At 63.8% G+C, this 18,489-nt stretch carries 10 protein-coding genes; 2 read left to right on the forward strand and 8 right to left on the reverse strand.

Annotated features, from left to right (window positions below; all coding sequences use genetic code 11):
- Positions 1-110 precede the first annotated feature (110 nt).
- The 3 genes from ACFZA2_RS11620 to ACFZA2_RS11630 all read right to left on the reverse strand — a co-directional run bounded on the left by ACFZA2_RS11620 (position 111) and on the right by ACFZA2_RS11630 (position 1,686).
- On the reverse strand, positions 111-575 hold the full coding sequence (locus ACFZA2_RS11620) for a hypothetical protein (protein ID WP_391404717.1): 465 nt from the start codon (positions 573-575) through the stop codon (positions 111-113).
- A gap of 4 nt (positions 576-579) precedes the next feature.
- Positions 580-783, reverse strand: a complete 204-nt coding sequence (locus ACFZA2_RS11625) for a hypothetical protein (RefSeq protein ID WP_366375750.1) — start codon at positions 781-783, stop codon at positions 580-582.
- Between the two features lie 258 nt (positions 784-1,041).
- The gene (locus ACFZA2_RS11630) at positions 1,042-1,686 is read right to left on the reverse strand and encodes a Fic family protein (RefSeq protein WP_391404721.1); all 645 of its coding nucleotides are present in this window, start codon (positions 1,684-1,686) and stop codon (positions 1,042-1,044) included.
- Positions 1,687-2,118: 432 nt separating this feature from the next.
- Here ACFZA2_RS11630 and ACFZA2_RS11635 point away from each other — a divergent pair, with 432 nt between their 5' ends.
- Entirely contained in the window at positions 2,119-5,616 is a 3,498-nt protein-coding gene (locus ACFZA2_RS11635) for a hypothetical protein (RefSeq protein ID WP_391404724.1), read from the forward strand.
- Between the two features lie 486 nt (positions 5,617-6,102).
- Complete coding sequence (locus tag ACFZA2_RS11640) at positions 6,103-10,206, forward strand: AAA domain-containing protein (RefSeq protein WP_391404727.1); 4,104 nt, start codon at positions 6,103-6,105, stop codon at positions 10,204-10,206.
- 504 nt (positions 10,207-10,710) lie between these two features.
- Here ACFZA2_RS11640 and ACFZA2_RS11645 read toward each other — a convergent pair.
- The 5 genes from ACFZA2_RS11645 to ACFZA2_RS11665 form a co-directional block, all read right to left on the reverse strand.
- Entirely contained in the window at positions 10,711-11,886 is a 1,176-nt protein-coding gene (locus ACFZA2_RS11645) for a hypothetical protein (protein ID WP_391404729.1), read from the reverse strand.
- Positions 11,887-11,991: 105 nt separating this feature from the next.
- On the reverse strand, positions 11,992-13,980 hold the full coding sequence (locus tag ACFZA2_RS11650; RefSeq protein WP_391404731.1) for a hypothetical protein: 1,989 nt from the start codon (positions 13,978-13,980) through the stop codon (positions 11,992-11,994).
- Entirely contained in the window at positions 13,977-14,411 is a 435-nt protein-coding gene (locus ACFZA2_RS11655) for a very short patch repair endonuclease (protein WP_391404734.1), read from the reverse strand. The genes ACFZA2_RS11650 and ACFZA2_RS11655 overlap by 4 nt, the downstream gene beginning before the upstream one ends.
- 11 nt (positions 14,412-14,422) lie before the next feature.
- Positions 14,423-17,464, reverse strand: coding sequence for a Z1 domain-containing protein (locus ACFZA2_RS11660; protein WP_391404737.1), 3,042 nt, complete (start codon positions 17,462-17,464; stop codon positions 14,423-14,425).
- Complete coding sequence (locus ACFZA2_RS11665; protein WP_391404740.1) at positions 17,461-18,483, reverse strand: PD-(D/E)XK motif protein; 1,023 nt, start codon at positions 18,481-18,483, stop codon at positions 17,461-17,463. Before ACFZA2_RS11665 ends, ACFZA2_RS11660 begins: the two co-directional genes overlap by 4 nt.
- Between the last annotated feature and the right edge of the window lie 6 nt (positions 18,484-18,489).

Below are 18,489 nucleotides of genomic sequence, written 5' to 3' on the forward strand. Positions count from 1 at the left end.
GGCGCGGCACAGCGGCGCGCGGGCGCGCGGACCTCCACCGCTCGCCGCACGCGACGAACGGGCGAGCCTCGACGACCCGCGCTCGACACGAGATGACGAGCGGTCGGCGCTTAGGGCGCCACCACGGAGATCGTGAAGTCGACCTGTTTCCCGTCAGGGCCGGTGACGGTCGCAGCCGTCGTCCCGAGCGCGCGGGCGATGAACCCGGGGCGGAACACCGCGCCCTCCGAGGGCCCGCCGGCGGAGAACTCAGCGATCGTCACGTCGGCGGTGGTGCCGGTCCACTCCGCCTCGGTGCCGTCGGGGACGGCGACGACGAGCGCGCTCCCGATCGCGACGCTGACCTCGGTCCCCGCGAGATCGTCAGGCGACGCGATGGCGGGCGCCAGCGCCTGCTCCCCCGGCGACGCCGACGGTGAGGGCGTGGGGGCGCTCCCGGCCGGAACGACGGGGGAGGATGCCGTGGGCGCGCAGCCCGCGATGACGAGCGGCAGCACGAACGCCACCGCGGCGACGACGCGCGGCCTCCCCCGTTCGGCGCGCGACGGCGGAGTCGCGGCGCGACGCATGATCACGCGCTCAGTCCCTCGCGCCCTCGGCGGGCGGGACCGGGATCTCGATCGAGGCGATGGGCGCGTCGACGAGCCCCAGCAGACCGGCCGGGGAGGCTTCGGGGTGCTCATCGTCGGGGAGCATCTCGGCGCGCGTCCGCTGCCGCACCGGCTCACCGGGCAACCCGGCCCACTCGCTCGGTTCCTCGGGTCGCTGTACGAAGAGTCCCATCGCACCAGTGTGGGCCCGCCGCTTCGGCGTCGGCTGGGAGAAACGGAAAAGTCCCGACGATCTCTCGATCATCGGGACTTTTCTCGAAGCTGGGGTACCTGGACTCGAACCAAGAACAACTGACGGGCTCGGACCAGGTGACGCCAGAGCGCCGATCCGGCGAGAATCTGCGTGATTCCGCGGTTCTCATGACGACGACACTACCGGCAACCACCGGCTGATGCCGGCCGATCTGGCGGTTTCTGGTCACCAATCTGGTCACCAGTTCTCGGCGTCGTCGAGCCGCCGGACGGGGACGAACTCAGCCAGCGGCTTTGGGTCTCTGGTGAGGTCGTACTCGCGCAGCAGCGCGATGTACGCCTTCTTGTCGATGCGCCAGTCATACGTCTCCGCGATCGCCTCGGCGTCTTGCGCCGCGAGCAAGACGAGGTCAGCGAGCAGACGCGTGCTCCGCCCGTTCCCGTCGACGAAGCCGTGGATGCGGACGGACTCGGCGTGCACCGCGATGCCGAGCTCGCGCGGGGTCCAGTCGTCGGTGTGTTCCCACCGGTAGCGGATGTTGTCGAGCGATCCGCGGAGTTCGACGGCGATGCGCGCAGGGTCGACGCCGAGGTTGAGGTCGCGTGTTCGGTACCGGCCTGCCCACGTCCACAGATCGCCGTAGAGCTTCTGATGCAGATCGCGGAGGAACGCGTCCGTGAGGATGTCGGCAAGCACGAGCCGCCCCTCGGCGATGTCGTCGAGGAGCGCGATGCTGACCTCGTCGTTGATCGCCTGCTCGGCCTCATACAGGTCGTTCTTCTTCGGTTGGTCACCGAGGATCTCGCGAGCCTGCGGGGTGAGAGCATCCGCTTCTTCTGGCTCCAGCGGTGTCTCACCGTAGCGGGGCTCGAGGTCCCTCAAGCGCGCTGTGCGCGCACGGCGAGGAACCGTTCGACCCTCTCGGAACGAACAGCACCGACGGGGACCGACCTGTTCTCCAACGCCGCAGATGCCCGCGTGGAGCGCATGGCCGCACGACGAAGCGCCTCATGTGTGACGTTCTTGCGCTTCATCAATGCTCACCTCCGCCAGGTCGTCGGCAGTCCGATTCTACCGGGTGAGCTTCAATCTGGCGATGCGTTGGCCTTGACTCACGTCACTCGCGAACCGGTCGTCGAAGCGGGCGCCGTCAGGTCACTCGACTGTGCAGGTCCGGCGGCCGGCGACGCAGCACGGCGGCGTCGGGCGACCGGTGTGTCACCCCGTTGTGGCGCAGCCGAGAAACGGGCCGACTCGTTACGTTTGAAGTGTCATCTTGCAGGATCGAGTAAGGATGGAGGGGTACGAGTCGATATGGACCTGCTCAGTCGCATTGACCAACGTCTGAACGACACCCGATACCGCCTGCAACAATCTGACTTCGAGGATTGCGCGGCAGCGCTCGTCGCCCACGACTACCCAGGACTTGTTCCCGTCGCAGGCGGAACCGACCACGGACTTGACGCAGAGCTCGTGAAGGGAAACGGCCAGGTTCTCGGCCTCATCATCACCTCATCGCGCACCTGGGAAGGCGCTAAGAAGAGTCTCCGCGGGAGCCTCAAGTCTGCCAGAGACCATAAGAAGCGCGTCGACCAAGTCGTCGTCGCGAACCTTGCCGAGATCAACCGGCAGAAGCGCATCAAACTGGCCGCCATCGCCAAGGAGTTCAGTTGCGAACTCATCCAGGTCTACGATCGCCCTTGGTTCGCCAACGCGTTCCGCGATGACCCCGACTGGCGCCGCAAGATCCTGCACATCGAAGGGGGTGCGTTCAGCCTCTCCCGCTCGCCCCGCGGAGCACGACCGGACGAGCATCAGCTCCCCACCATCGGCCGCGACCAACTCCTCGATCGAGCCGCGAACTCCGAGCGGGACCTCATCCTATGGGGTGTCCCCGGAGCCGGCAAGAGCCACGTCGCCGGTCGGCTGCCTGGCGCACTGTTCCTCGAACGGAACGCGGCACCCGAGCGGCTACTCGACGACCTCCTTACCGCGAATCCGAAGCTAGTTGTCGTAGACGACGCCGGCGGCCGAACCGACGACATCGAACACCTCCTACATGCTCGGCACGCGGAGAACCTCAAGTTCCGCGTCGTGGTCACCTGCTGGCCTCACGAGGCGGAGAGCGTCGCCGACCATCTTCCGAATGCACTCGACATCGAGGTAGACCTCCTCACCGTGGAGGAGATCGGGACCCTCCTTCGCGAGCGAGGCATCACGCGGATCTCGGTCATCGCTCATCTGCTCCAGCAAGCCCAAGGGCGCCCCGCGTGGGCGCTGAACCTTGCAGACCTTCTCGTCCAGCAAGGTGCCTGGCAAGCCGTATGGACCGGGCAAGCGCTCAGAGACCAGATCCGGGCATTCCTTCGCCGGTCCAAAGCACCAGCCGAGGCCATCCAACTGCTCGCATCCATCGCCCTTGTGGGCGACGCCAACGAGGACCAGACCCGAATCATCGCGAAGCTATTTGAACTCAGTCCTACGCAGTTCGAGGAGCTCATCCGCTCGGTCGCAATCGCCGGACTCGTAGATGTTCGCCGTAACCGACTATGGAACTCCGCCGACGGGCGAATGTTCGAGAACTCCTACCGCGTAGTTCCCCGCACTATCGCAGCGAGCATCGTGGCCGATGTCTACTTCTCCGGTCACGCAACCGCCGTACGCATCAGCGATATCAAGGCCGCGTTGCCTGAGCTTCTCCCCGGCATCCTGCAAACGCAGATCTACGCTGCGCTGCTCGGTGCCGAAGAACCGATAGTGCCCCCTGCCGCTGAGCTTCGCTCGGTCCTGCCCGACCTCGGATTCGGGCCCGAGGGTGACGAGCTCACGCGCACCTACGCACTCATCAACCCTGAGTGCACCCGTTTCGTCTTCGAATACCTAAAGCAGGCAGTAAATGACGCAGCCGAGAGGGACGATGAACAGACTGCTGTCACCGCGACCAAAGTCCTCGCCGCGCGCGTCGCAGAGTCTCTTCAAGCTGAACAGGCCGAACGTGTCGCCCTCTTCTTCGACTCACTAACCCAGCTGGCAGCACACGGGTGGGACTACGCGACACCCATCAAGACGGTCGTTGAGGATGTCCAGGACGCCAAGACTGGCGATCGCCCGACCTCAACGGCGATTGTGCACCTGTGCGCTGCAATGGGGAGCGACCAAGCCAAAGGTCTGCCTGACAACGTCTGGCTCAAACTCGCCGGTCATGTCCTCCAACCGACCTTCGACGGCAACTATATGAGCCCCGAGAAGATGAACTCGTTCGTCATGCAATCCTTCACCTGGAGCGAAGAAGACATCCGTGCCATGCTCGACGCGCTCGAACCAGAGCTGGTGAAGCGAATCGCCCTAACATCGGATGAGGAGCTCGTAGGCCTCATCGAGGTCATGAGCAACTGGACCCACGTTGCTGGCGGCTACTCCTTGCCATTCGGTGGCTTCCCAAGCTCAGGCCAGCAGACCGCGGCACGACGGGTAGCGGTCTCGATCTCCAAGGCCATCGCCCCGCTGGTAACCACCCCAGGCCTACGCGCAGTCTTCAACCGAGAAGCCTCCAGCCTCGACATCAAGCTCGCCGAGCCGGATGAGCTCTTCCTGGCATTGGCCACCGAGCGCGACTTCACCGAAGACTGGGAAGAGGACCGCCGTATCCGAAACGCGGAACTTGACCGGGCACTTGCGGCCTACATCGAGCAACCACACGGCGTCATCATGACGTGGCTCGTGAACCACGACGCCGACCTCGCGATGATCAAGCACGGCTCAGCCGCGTGGAGCATCATGGCTCGTCTCTCCTTGCGTCCCGACCCCGACCTCTGGCTCCGCGCGGCGCTGGATTATGGACTGGGTCGCGCAGCAGGCCCCCTCATCAGCAGGTGCGTCGATAACGGCGTCATGACTGTTCCGCTTGCCACGGAGCTCCTCGGCAACGCTGCCGGGCGAGGTTCGCTCATTAGCTCGGTCATCAGCGAGTGCAACGATGCCGAACTCGCGAGGCTCGTCATAGACGCGCTCCAGGCCGAAGACATCCAAGACCTCGACTCGTCCTACGCGATTCGTCATGCATCTGAGTCCACTCGCCATGCGCTGTTCACCCACCCCGACCCCGGGGTTCGAAGCAGTGCGGCCGCGCTGTGGGCTGCGGAGATGTCATACTCCTCCGAAGAGATGCCAGATGACCCGACCTGGGCTCCGGCCATGAGCGACCTTGTCGTCCCGTCCGACGCTATGCGCGACAACATGCAGTCCCAGGCGCTCGAAGTCCTCGCGAAGACGAAGCCGAAGGCGTACATCGATCTGTTCGTCAAGCATGTCGAAGCGCTTGTGGGTCACGATGACTTCGACGAGTGGGATAAGAGCGCGCGTGAACTGAGCAGGACGCATCGCTTCGAGCTCTGGAACCGGGTGCGGGAGAGCCCGATGGCCAAGAACCTGTTCTGGGTCATCTCATCCGCCGACGTCGAGTGGATAACCACCGCCGTATCCGACCCCGCCTTCCCGGTGTCGCTCAGCAACCTGCTGCACGCGACACGGTTCCAGCACGGCAAGCGGTACCCGCTGAAGGTCCTCGCTGTCATGCTCCGACCGCTCCGGTGGCAGCCCGACGATCTGCTCTGGACCCTCGAAGTCGGAACGCACTGGGGCGAGGAGCACGAACGACTCGAACGACACCTCAAGGTGTGCCGTGAGCTGGGTGAATCGCCCGAGTCGGACCTAGCACGTCTCGGGGAGCGAGGGATTGAGATCTTCGAACCGCGTTTGGCTGAGGCGAGAGCTGCTGCACGGCGGGCTGCGGTTCGCGGAACACTCGGCTAGAGAACCAACGTCGTTCAGGATCACAGCTGAACTCGAACCAAGAAGAAGTGACGGGCTCGGACCAGGTGACGCCAGAGCGCCGATCCGGCGAGAATCCGCATGTTTCCGCGGTTCTTATGACCATGACACTACCGGCAAGCACCGGCCGATGCCGGCCAATCTGAGGGTTTCTGGTCAGTAATCCGGTCACCCGTTCTCGGCGTCATCGAGGCGCCGGACCGGCACGAACTCAGCGAGCGGCCTCCAGTCTCTGGTGAGGTCGTACTCGCGCAGCAGCGCGATTTACGCCTGCTTGTCGATACGCCGGTCCACGCCGGGATCTCGTCACCCCGTCTCGGCAAGGCCGAGCGACGTCCGACATCGTCGGCGCCTTCCGCTCGTGCGCAAGCTGATGCACGCACCTAGACATGCGCGCATAAGGTGCGAAGCGGCGTCCACTCCCCCTGGCAAAATCGTACGCATGCGCAGTTCCTTTGGAGGCTCCGAGTGAGCGACGGTGCGGTTCGTTCCGCAGATCTCTCTCGCGCCTCTCAGGAATGGAAAAGCGCGCTGATCGACGTCAGCGGCACGAACCGACTGCTGCATTTCAAGGCCACCAGTACGACCCTGGACCTCTCTACAGCATCCGAGACCGCTGTGGCCAAGCTTCTACGAGGGAGTTCCGTCTCCCTCCGCGATCTATTCGCGCCCGGGGTAGATCTCGAACGAGCGACGAAGGCCGCCGCAGCGTTGCACCGCAAGGAGCGCGAGGCGACGGAGGAATACGGCGTCTCGGTTACATACCTTGCGCTGGGCTTCGCTACATGGGATCCGGACAACAACCGCGCGCTTGCTGATGCAGAGGCTGCGGAGACAGGCGATGGCTCGAAGGCACGCGTGCGTCGTGGTCCCGCACCAAACGCTCCCGTCTTGCTGCGACCAGTGGAGATCACTCGGCGCCGTGGGATCTCCGACGAATGGCAGTTGCAGCTTGGCGACGACTTCCAAGTCAACGGGGTCTTGCTCCATGTCCTGAACTTCGGCCTCGACCGGATCGACGGGCAGGCCATCCTCGATGCCGCTGAGGACCTCGAGACAGCCACAGATCTCTCCGCCGCGCGCTCGACGCTTGAGAATGTGCTCGATGAGCTTGGCCGGGACTGCCATGACGTGGCTGCATTCCTCACGAAGCCAGATCTGCTGATCGGAACGTTCTCGTATCAGAAGCAGCCGATGGTGAATGACGTTGCCAACGCGGCGGCGTTGGAGGGCTCCGATTTGGCTGCGGCGTTGGCCGGAGACGCCGCGGCAGCGGCGCGCGTTCGTGCTGCCGCGTCCGACGTCAGTGTGCAGGAGTCTGATCCGGACTACACCCCAGTTGATTCGGAGTTCTTGGTACTCGACGCTGACGCCAGCCAGTCCTACGTGGTCAATGCGGCGCTTGCTGGTCGGAATATGGTGGTGCAGGGCCCTCCGGGAACTGGCAAGAGCCAGACCATCGCGAACGTCATCGCGGCGTTAGTGGCAAGCGGTAAGCACGTTCTCTTCGTGGCGCAGAAACGTGCGGCCATCACAGCTGTGCTCGATCGGCTGGACGGCGCCGACCTGTCACACCTCTTACTCGATCTGTTCGCAGCCGACGGTTCGCGGCGATTCATTGCCGAGCAACTGCGCACCGTCCTGGATCGACAGCAGCAGATCGGCGCGCCGGACACGGTTCAGCTTCACGCTCAGCTCAGTGCGTCGCGGGCACGCCTCGTCGGGCACAACGATGCGCTGTTCCGTCCCGACCATGCGTGGGGGGTCAGCATCCACGAGTTGCGCGTGGGATCGCTTGGCTTCTCGCCTGACGCCCGCACGACGCTTCGCCTCAACCCCAACATCTTCAAGGCGTGGGATAAGACAACGCTCCGCACTCTTGAGACTGCGCTTGACGAGTTGCACCGGCTCGGCGCCTTGTCTCCGACCTGGACGACGATGACAGGATGGCGTCCTGGCGCTATGACCAGCGGTGCGGAGGCCGAGAGGCTACGCCAGCTGGCTCTCGACCTGCGTTGGACAACTCTTCCGGCGCTCGAGCATCACTTCACTCAACAGGCAAATGCGAGCGGGCACAGCGCCCCGCGCGGTCTTTTCGATGCCGATCCGTTGACTCAGCTCCACCGCGACGCGCTCCTCGTGTCCCAGGCCTCTCCGCACCTTCTCTCCGAGACCGACCTGGACGGCATGATCGCGGCAATGTCGAAGCCGCACCGCCGCGAGATGACTGGCATGACTTGGGGACGTCGCCGAGAAGGCAAGAAGGCCGCGACCCTTTTGCTCGCAGGCATTGCCGCGGAGCAGCGCTTGGAGCTTCTCCTTAAAGCGAAGGCCGTGCGCGGAGCATGGGCAACGGGACCGCACCCGCTCCCGTATGAATCGGCCGAACAAGCCGCCGCTCTGCTCGCTTCCGCGCGCGGAAGCACCGCGGCGCTGATCCAAGCAACGCAAGGCACCTCACTCGATGGTGCGACCTTCACTGATCTTGCCGCCACACTCGATGAGCTCCTAGCCGACGTCCGACCGTCCCAAATGGTGCGTGCGTATGGCCTGGAACAGGAACTTCGTTCGCGGAGCGTCGGCCCAGTGGTGGACATGCTGCGGGCTCACTTCGGAGCCGGGAACACAATGCAGTCCAGCCCGAGCGATGTTCTTCGCTGGGTGGTGATCCGGTCGGTACTCGAGCCCGCGGAACTCGCGAGCCCCGCGATCGCGGGCATTCGTGGAAGCGAGCTCACAGCCGCGGCGGAAGCGTTCCAGCGGCTCGACTCAAGCCATCTCGATGCCAACGCGGCGCGGGTGCGTCGCCAGGCAGCGATGTACCTCAAACAGGCGTTCGACGCCCACCCCGACCAGCACAGCGCGCTCAAGATGGAAGTGACGCGCAAGAGAAACTTCCGGCCCGTACGCCGTCTCTTCGAAGAGGCCCCCGAGGTACTGCTCGCGGCGAAGCCGGTGTGGGCAATGAGCCCGCTACAGGTGTCACGGATCCTGCCTGCGGCGCAGTGTTTCGACGTCGTCATCTTCGACGAGGCCAGCCAGGTCAAGCCGGCCGATGCCATCCCAGCTCTTATCCGTGGGCGCCAAATGATTGTGGCCGGGGACTCTCGTCAGCTGCCACCCACCGAGTTCTTCTCGAAGGTTCTCGAAGACGAGGAGGAAGAACCGGAGGAAGCCGTTGCGCTGGAGACGGAACCCAGTGAGCAACAGTCGGCGCAGCCCGCACGAGCACGGTCGTCGTATACCCGGGACGCGGAGAGCATTCTGTTCGCGGCTGACCGACTGCTGGCGGGACAGAGCCGAAGCCTCCAGTGGCACTACCGGTCGTACGACGAGAGACTCATCGCTGTCTCCAACGAGCACGTCTACAGCGGCAGTCTCACAACATTCCCGGCACCGGACACGATGGAATCGATCCACCACGAAGTCGTGCCTTACAGCCCTGGCATCGCTGGTGGCACCAATAGTCCCGAGCTCGAGGTGCAGCGCGTCGTGGAGCTCGTGAAAGAGCAGGTCAAGGCGCACCCGGAGGAAAGCGTCGGCATCATCGCCTTCGGCATCAAGCATGAGGCGCGAATCGAACGAGCCCTGGAGCTCGCGGCACAAGCAGACCCGGAGTTCGAACGCGCGCTCACCGCACACGCGGACGAGCCCTGGTTCGTCAAGGCAATCGAAAGAGTGCAGGGCGATGAACGCGATGCCATCTTCCTAACGGTGGGCTACGGCAAGAATGCCGACGGCAAGCTCCGCTACTTCTGGGGGCCGCTGCTTCGCGAGGGAGGTGAGCGACGCCTGAACGTGGCCATCTCGCGCGCCAAGAAGCGCATGACACTCGTGACCAGCTTCTCGAAGGACGACGTACCACCAGATGGACACTCTTCCGCGGGCTACCGCCTGATGTACAACTTCGTACGATTCATGGGGTCTGGTGGACGCGACCTCACCGACGGAACCCCGCGGGCCATAGCGCTCAACCCGTTCGAGATCGACATCAAGCGACGCCTCGAAGACGCCGGCCTGACGCTCGACGCCCAGGTCGGGGTTGGTGGATATCGTCTGGACTTCGCAGCTCGTCACCCGGACTTCCCGGGTCGCCACGTGCTGGCTGTCGAGGCTGACGGCGCGGCCTATCACTCCGGGCATATCGCCCGTGAGCGCGATCGCCTTCGCCAAGAGCTCCTCGAACGACGCGGCTGGACGTTCCACCGCATCTGGAGCACCGACTGGTTCAACGACGCTGACGGCGAGGTTAGACGAGCGGTCGCCGCGTTTAAGGAGGCCCTCAGACGCGCAGAGCATCTCACTGTCGAGCCGGTTATCGCCGACCCGTCAACGCAAGATTGGGGCGAGGGCACCACTGAGCGAAAGCGACCTCGTCCGGACTTCGTTCGTCAAGAGCAGATCACCGACTACTCGATGTCAACGCTGATCGACCTTGTGCGGTACGTACGTTCCGACGACGTGCTTCGGTCCCATGAGGAAGAGCAACGCTTGCTCATGTCCGAGCTTGGCTACACGCGACGAGGGGCGCGGATTCAGTCCACTTTGAGCCGTGCCCAGGAGCTCGCATAGGCAGGCACCTCAAGCGCAACCCAGACGGCCAAAGACAACCGGCTCGACCTCGCCGGCTTGATGTAGAGGTCCGCGGTCGGTAGTCGACGCACCGCGGACTGGTATGACGTGCGCATCTATCGAAGGCCTGCGGCGGCACGGCGGTCAGTCGTGCGCGGCGCCGGGCTGGCGAGGACGCCGCACCTGACCCCCAGGTAGACGGTTCCACTGGATTCCTTGATTTTCCGGGCATCTCCGCCCCTCAGAAGGCCCGATTTCACGTCATGGATTGCATGGTTTGCATGCGTCAGGTCCCGGCCAGGTCCCGGCTCTTGATAGCCGGTCGCCTCTTCGGACGGTGTACGCGAGGGCATGCACCGCTGACCGTCTTGTCCCGATCGTCAGGTGTGACCGTCCGTCGGATTTAGACACACGGGGCATGTAGTCGGATCTAACAAAGCAGGATCCGCATGAGGACCAGACTTCGAAAGGTTGCGCGACGCGACGCCCCTCACATCGCGACAACTACCCTCGGGTCTCGCGCTGAAGCGGGTGGAACACACGGCGATCCGGGTCGCGAACCATGGGGAGATGTTCGATCCACTCGGCGGCATCGTCTGCTGTACGCAGAAGACGCGCACCGAAAGTGCGGAGTTCCTTGGACCCGGCGAGCGCGGCTCGCGCTTGCTTGTCGGTCAGGATTGCATCGGTGTAGGCGTATGCGACGGAGAGGGCGTCTATGTCGGCGACGTCGTTTGTGCGCCACTCCCGTGCTGAGTCTCGGTGGTAGACGGTTTTCATACTGATGGCGACCTGAACCTGGGGCATCGCCGCCCAGAAGGACACCAGGTCAGCAGCGTCCGGCAGGTCGTGCGAAAAGCCGTCCTCTTCGCGTTGCTTGAGGTGGCGGACGAAGGGGGTCATCCACTCGTGTGCGATTTCGCGACCGGACACCAGATCACGCAGACGACTCCGCCGCCAGTTCGGATCGTTCTGGAGGATGGTTGAGGTCTGCCGTTCGAAGTCCAGGCGACTTTGAATGCCGGTGTCGTAGGTTTCTGGGGCGTATCCAAGTGCGCGGAGGTCATCGATCTCCTGGTCCTGTGGACCTTCGAGAAGCTTGCGTTCGCGCATGTGGTTCATCTTGGCCAGTTGCGCCTCGTACGCGGCGTCGCCGAGATCCCTGCGGATCTGGGGTCCGAGGTCGTTGCCGGCTTTGTCGATGAATCTGAACCCGCCCTGTTGACCGAATGCCCACAGCGCGGAGCCCTGGAGAAGTGTGGTTGGAGCGTAACTCGGCTCGGTCCCGTACATCTTGTCCAGCCCCGCCGCAATCTCCATCTGCACCAACCAGGGACGGCCCAGGAGGTACGTGAAGTCGGAGAGCTCCTCCATGATGTCGGCTACGTGGCTACGTTGCCGTGGGCTCGGGACACGGTGCGCGACCTCCATGAAGTGGGTCCCGGATAGCGGAAACTGCGCTCGCTTCTCCTCTTTTGCGCGACGGGCAGCGGCCAGAAGGTTTGCGTATCCGGGGAGCACGACGACGGGACGCCCGTTCCCGCTCACGTGGCCAGCTTCGGCGAGCCTCGCCTTTGCGAGCTGAATGTAGTGATTCAAGTCGAGGTAGACGAGCGGAACCGGCGAGCGCGTGACACTCGCCCATACCATCTCGTCAGCAACTGGCGCCTTCAGCATCACAGGTCTAACCGTACGTCCGTGTCCCTCGATTCTCCGCAAACCCCGTTGACGAGGGGGCCTCGCATCGGGATGCACGCCCACACGAATGCAATCCCTTCGTGGGCGTCATAAAGTGCGATAATGCATCGAGTCGGGTGTCGACCGGAGCGCGGGCAACGCTTGTAACTCACCGGTGGGCGGCACCTCGGGTATCAGTGGATAGCGCGGCACAGGGCCCCACTGATTCCACTGTGTGCGGAGTCGAGACATGGACGGCTGCCCATCGGCCATTGCGGCTTGAAGCGGCGCGTCGTTTGTGATCCACCGTCGGAGTTCAGCTACCGAGTGCTGCACGCTCCCCAGTCTCGTATTCGGTGCGCCGATCCGTTGCCTTGTGGATGCGACGGCGATTTCTACGACTTGAAGACGAGTGTCGATCAGTTGTCTGGTGTCGTCGTCCCAGCGTTCGGGGCTTCCGTCGATTACTCCGACCGCGTCATCGACGGCGATCCATGCAGCCGACCGCAACGCGAGAGGTTCCGGCTCCAGTCTCATGCGCGCGTCAAGGTTCGCGGGCAGGAAAGTCGAGAGCGGCATCTGATCGAGGTGAGATACGGCGAAATCCCAGGAAGGCATCGTCGCATCGAGCGCGCTCGCGTCGACCACGATCAGTGAGCCATTGCTCTCGATCGTGCTGACTTCGGAGCTCTCCGTCCGTGGCAGGAGCCGTCGAGCGAGTACAAGCGCCTGCAAACAAGGGTTGATATCGCGGTGTTCGATCCGCTGAACGCGGAAGTGGGCGTGCGGCGTGTTGACTCTTGCCTCGATGAGAATGATCCGATTGGTGCCGAAGAACGCACGCACACGATCCCAGGTCGGCATCCTGCCTTCCTCCTCCGCAGACGGCAGAGTCCTGGCGTCAGCTCTGATGTGGAGAGCGCGGATGGCTGCGAGCCCCGCTTCCGAACCCTGCACGAACGAGATGGCAAGGCTCAAAGCTGCCGCGACGTGCACGACGTCTACGCGGCCGCTTTCGGTGACGAACTGGTCGGTGAATCCATCCCAGACGAGGGTCTCGTGGGTCTCGCTGTTGCGCATGTCAGGCAATACGACGCCATTTACGAGTGCCCCCAGCGCGCCGCCTTCACTAACCAGCCGCTCTCTCAGGTTCGCGAGCATTGGAGGCGTGCTCCACTCCCCTACTCGGAGACAGTGGGCTGCCCAGCTGTACTGACGAAAGGGGCCCTCAATCGTCCTCTTGTACGCATCGGCAAGCGCGAGAGCTCGCGCTTCCGAGTCGTCCGTCTGGGTGAGCACGGCCTCATAAGCGCGGGCGGCGGCCGAGCGAGCTCGGTGCAGTGCGGGTTCCGCCGACCGCAGATGCTCTCGGAACTGATCAGCAATCGTCGGCTCGGCCGCGAGGTATCGGTTGGTCAGCGTGTTTGTCGCAATGTACGCGGCGACTGGGTCGTCGCAGTCGACGACTTGACCGACTGCGTAGACGCCGGCGAGCACGTCCGTCACGTGCGGTATTCCTATCGAGACGAGGTGCGGGATCAGCAGGGCGAGCAGGTCTGAGCCTCGATACGCATAATGCTGCAGGACCCATTCTGCTCGAAAGGAGCCCTGAGTTCCGCTTGGCGGGATATCCATGCCGAACGCTCGTGACAAGCCTTGACCGTCACTCGCGGAGCTGCGTGTAGACCACCAGTCGGCCGCGTCAGCAAGCGCTCTTCCGACATCTGTGCTGACCGAGGCGTCGGCTTCGACCGCCGTGATGAGATGCGCCGGGAGTTCGTCTAGGAGGTCCAACAGCTCATCCGCCTGGCGCGGATCGTATGGCTCGAACGGTTCGAGCGAGAAGAGGAGGCTGACAGCACGGTCGCGTTGTCGCAACAGCTGATCGATCCAGCCTTCCAGTTCCTTGAACCCGTCGCCAGGAGAGACAAGGCTTTGGCTCAGCGATCTGACGACGTCCGCGAGCACATCCGCATGCCACCGCCAGGGCGCTTCATCAACGGGTACGGTGTGATGATCGCGGGCGGAGTGAGGCAGAGCCGACACGCTACGTACCGGCAACAGGAGTCTCTCGATGGCATGTGGCGGCAGCGTCATGAGGGCCTCCGGGCTGGCGAATGACGTTCCACACTCTCGACGATGCGATCGCAGATGTCCGGTGCACTTTCGTGTTCCCAGAACCGAAGCACCGCCCACCCCGCCGCGCTGATGCTTGCCGTCGTCTCAGTATCTCGCGTCATGTTGGACCGCACTTTGTCCGCCCAGAACTCGCCGTTGCGAACTGGGGCCGTGTAGTGGTCCGGGCAGCCGTGCCAGAAGCATCCGTCTATGAAGATGGCGATGCGCTGACGTGTGAAGACGATGTCGGCTCGTCTCCGCCCTCCGAGCGGTGCGAAGTCGACGCGGTACCGCAGACCTTTCGCGTGGAGAATCCGTCGGACTGCGAGTTCGGGGCCTGTGTCTCGTCCGCGGTTGGCGACCATTGAGCGCCGTACGCCTTCGGATGAGGCCCACGAGGTTTCGACCATGGCGGCCCGCTTCACTTCTTCTTCGGGACGTCAACGATCGGGATGTTGCCTTCCTGTCGAACGCGGAAGCCGAGTCTGCCTTCGGGCGCCGACGCGTATGGCAGCACCATCGAGAACAGCGTTGCGACATCAGCGGACGCCACGTCCTCTGGCCACTTCCTGTGATCGGCGCGTTCTCGTTTCTCTAGTGGGGTGAGCCCGGCCGGTTGGATCGGGTCCGCGGCGAAAGTGAGTAGGACGGCTCCACGCGTTCCGGGCTTGGAGAGTTCGTCGGCAACGGGCCCGCCGTATCGGAATCGAGGGTGTCCCGCGATGTGTTGCAGCGCGTGACGTTGCCGGAAGGAGCTTCCGGAGAATCCGGCGCGATCTCCGCGCCGGGTGCGGTTCACCATGGCGACGGAGACACCATCGACATTCCGGTGTTGATTTCCAAACAGTTCGGGGATGAGTACAGCCCAGTCGGTCAAGGTTCCGGCTTCGATCGCCTGGTCCATGAATCGGAGGTGGGGCTCGAGGTTGAAGCCGGGCGTCCATTGGAAGCCGGCGAGACGCTCGCGGACTTCGGCTGCTGAGACGAGGGCGTACCGTGCGAGGAAGGAGCGTTCGGTGGAGTTCGCGTCGTCGAGATGGTCGTTGTCGAACGCTTCGAGACCGTTGGACAGTTCCCGGTAGGTGAACTGCATAGGCTCCGAGATCCGATCCACCCAGTCGCGGACGAGGGCGAAATGTATCGGGTTCGCGTTCGCGTCCCTGTCGGGTTGCCGAGGGAAGTCCTGGACGATCCCGCCCTGCCCCTGTACGTCGAGCTCCGCGTTGTACATCTTGTTTCGTGCTGTTGGCTTGAGCCACGGGAGTTCCTGGAACACCAGGGGCGGGACGTCGATGGGGCGGATCACGGGGTGCCCGTCGTTGGTCATCTGGGCGAACGTTCGTAGCTGAGCCCGGAAGTCCTCCTCATCGCGGAGGATGCTCTCGAACGCGCCGTAGAGGTCGTACTCTCGTCCGCGGTTGTCGGTTGCCCTGCGGGCGATGTAGAGACGCACCAGATCGCGGTATCCCTTGCGGTAACCGAACCATCGGCCCATCTGCATGAGGCTGTCGGCGGCGAGAGCACGCCGACGGTAGTAGGTAATGGTGAGTTCTTCGACGGTGAACCCTCGGCTGAGCTTGGCACCGCCCACAAGGATGCGCCACACCCGCTCACCTTGGAAGTCCAGCTGCTCATAGTCGGCGTTCTTATCTCCGTTGACGACGACCACGGGAGAGCGCTTCACGGTCATCCGGTCGACTGCCTGTCCGACGTACGTCCAGACGGCGTCGAAGTCGTCCGGGAGCGTGGCGCCCCATTCGGCCGTGTCGCGGCTCGCCCAGACCGTGTGGAAGTCGTTCTCGTATAGTTCACGTAGCCGCTCCTTCGTCGTCGGAGAGCTGTATGAGTTTCTGAGCCAGAGTGCGTCGATGCGCTCCCGGAGTTCCCTGTGTTCCTCGGTTCGCACCGACTCGTGGACGAGCATCGTGTGGTGATAGAAGGTGCCCTGTCCGTTGGCTTCGCGCCAGAGCTTGATGGCGCCCGTGACGACGAACGCGTCCAGTGCCTCCGCGAGTTCTTCGTCCTCGTCCCTGTCGTCGAGGTCCCGCACGAACGCGGCACGGTTCGAAATGGCGGGATCGTCCTCGCTGCCCTCCGGTAGGGCGCGGAGGTCGTGGAAGGACACACCACCCATGTACTGCGGCGGCGGCTGGAGAGAGAGGATGAAGTCTCGGGGGAAGATGTCTTCAGCGTCGGTGGGGTCCACGAATACGTTGGCGAACGGGGTCGCGGTATAGCCGACGTACTGCGCTCTCTTGAGCAACGCGAGCAGCTCGGAGAGCTTCTTGTTGATTGCCGTACGGGCCTGTCGGCCCTCCGCGTCGATCTTGCCGGGCATCGTGGTATTGACGGACGCGAGATCGGCCTCGTCGTCGATGATCAGCGTGGGGATGTCACCCAGATTGATATGAAGCTTGGTCAGGTCCGAGACGAGCTTCTCGAGGACACCCTTGTTCTTCTTGACCACGGCCAGTCGCACGTCGGTGCCGAAGAGGTTGTCGGCGTGCCACAGCGGCTTGGCGCGATGCTGTATCTCATGCCCTTGCTGGAAGTCGAGGGCTGGCAGGCCCGCGGCGAGCGCCTTGTAGTCGCCGGAGGAGGTCGTCAGTCGGCGGATGGATGGCACGTCGGGCACGTCGATGGGGCGGACGCCGTGGCGGAGGAACTTGTCTTCGAGCCAGTCGCGGTCTTCGGTGTTCGCGTAGTCGACCTTGATGATGGCGGCGGTGTCCTTCTCGTCGACGCCGCCGAGGATGTTCTCCCGGCCAATGAGTTCCTTGTCGAGTCGTCGCTGGGTCTGATTGCGGAGGATGTCGTAGGTGCCGGTGAGGACGATGATGAGCCGGTAGCCGGCGTCGATGGCTTTGGCGATCACACCGGTGAAGTTCGCGGTCTTTCCGCTCTGGACGTGCCCGACGACGAGCCCTTTGCTCTGGTAGGGGGATGCGGACGTTGGGTCGTTGAGTCGTGTCACGATGGCTGTTGTCGCGGCATCGAGTTCCTTGATCGACTCAGCGGGGATTGTCAACGTGCTCTTGTACGCGTTCCAGTAGAACTGGTGACGGGTGGCTCGTTCGGTTGTGTACCAGGGTTGCCATTCCGGGTTGGCGATCAGCACGGCGCCGAGTCCTCGCACGGGGAAGGTCTCATCGATATGTGTTCGTGCGGTCTGGCTCAGACCGAGGCGATCGAAGATCAGCGAGCGGCGCTCGACGGTGTCCTTGGCGGTCTCGCCGGTCCAGATCGTGGCCTCTGCCGCGTCCCATTGGAGTAGCTGCAGGTGGAAGGTGGTGGACTCCGGTGCCCCTTCCGCCAGGATCCGTTCGAGCAGAGCGTCTTCGTCGAGCGCGGTCTGGAAGGGTTCCAGGTTGCGGTTCACGTCCGCCAGGAGTGCCCGCGGGCCGAGCGGTGCCATGCCGGCGAGCGCGCCCTCGATCGCGGGTCTGAGTGCTTCGTCGCTCATGGTTGTGGCTCCTTGCAGAACTCGTCGAGGAGCTCGGGGACTGCGGTCGCGGCTTCAAACTGGGTGAGGTCCAGACGGTATTGCACACCGACGACATGGGATGGTTGAGGCACGATGTCGGCGATGCGCTTCGGGGTGAGCGCGGGGAAGTCGTCGTCGACGAGGAACGTGCGCGGGACCGAACGCAGGGACCAGCGTCGTTGGTACAGCTCGGTGTCGTCATGCCGCCAGCCGACGTCCTCGAGCTTCATGTCGAAAAGCTGCCTGCTCCGCTCCGAGAGATCGTCTCGGATGCTGGCGACGACGTCGCCGAGCGCTCTCCCCTGCGATGCGGCACCTGCAGCGGTGACCTGGACGGACAAGAGGTACAGAGGACGCTCCGGCGAGGGTTGCAGCTGTGACGCCGATGCGATGAGGTGGATTCTGCTCTCGCTTCGGGTGCACTTCACTTCGACGCTGAACCCGTCGAACAGGAAGTCGTGTTCTTCCCGGTCGGCGCCGGCCCATGCATTGACGACATTGGGCGCGGCGACGTGCGTGATGGCGTGCTCGAGGAAGAGCAGTTCGCCGAAGAGGCCAATCTGTTGTTCGTCCGTCAGCCGTCGCTTGCGGAGCAGCAGTTCCTGGAACGAACGGAGACCGTCTGCGACGGCGTCGGTGAATGAGGTCCCGTTGACGACGAGATCGACGATCGCGGCGATCACCAGGTACGCCTCGTGATGATTCTCCGTGGCGTCGATGGTGAGCTCGAACCATTCATCGTCCTCACCGAGCTCCTGGACGACGTCGAACGTGATCCGATCGAAAGCAGTCACGTCGGGAGCTCCGGACTCCGGCGGGACTCTGAGTCGGATCCGTTCAGTGGCGGGGTCGATCAGCAGGTAGGTGGGTGGCTGTGCGGACAGCCTGCGAACCGCCGGAAGGGGTTGGTGGAAGTACTTCTCGATGTCATCGGCGTTGAGGTGGCCGACCTCGTCTCCACCGATCATCTGCTCCACCTCGTTCGTCGCGGTCTCCATCGCACT

The organism is Microbacterium sp. NPDC007973 (assembly GCF_042958465.1).
GTDB lineage: Bacteria > Actinomycetota > Actinomycetes > Actinomycetales > Microbacteriaceae > Microbacterium > Microbacterium galbum.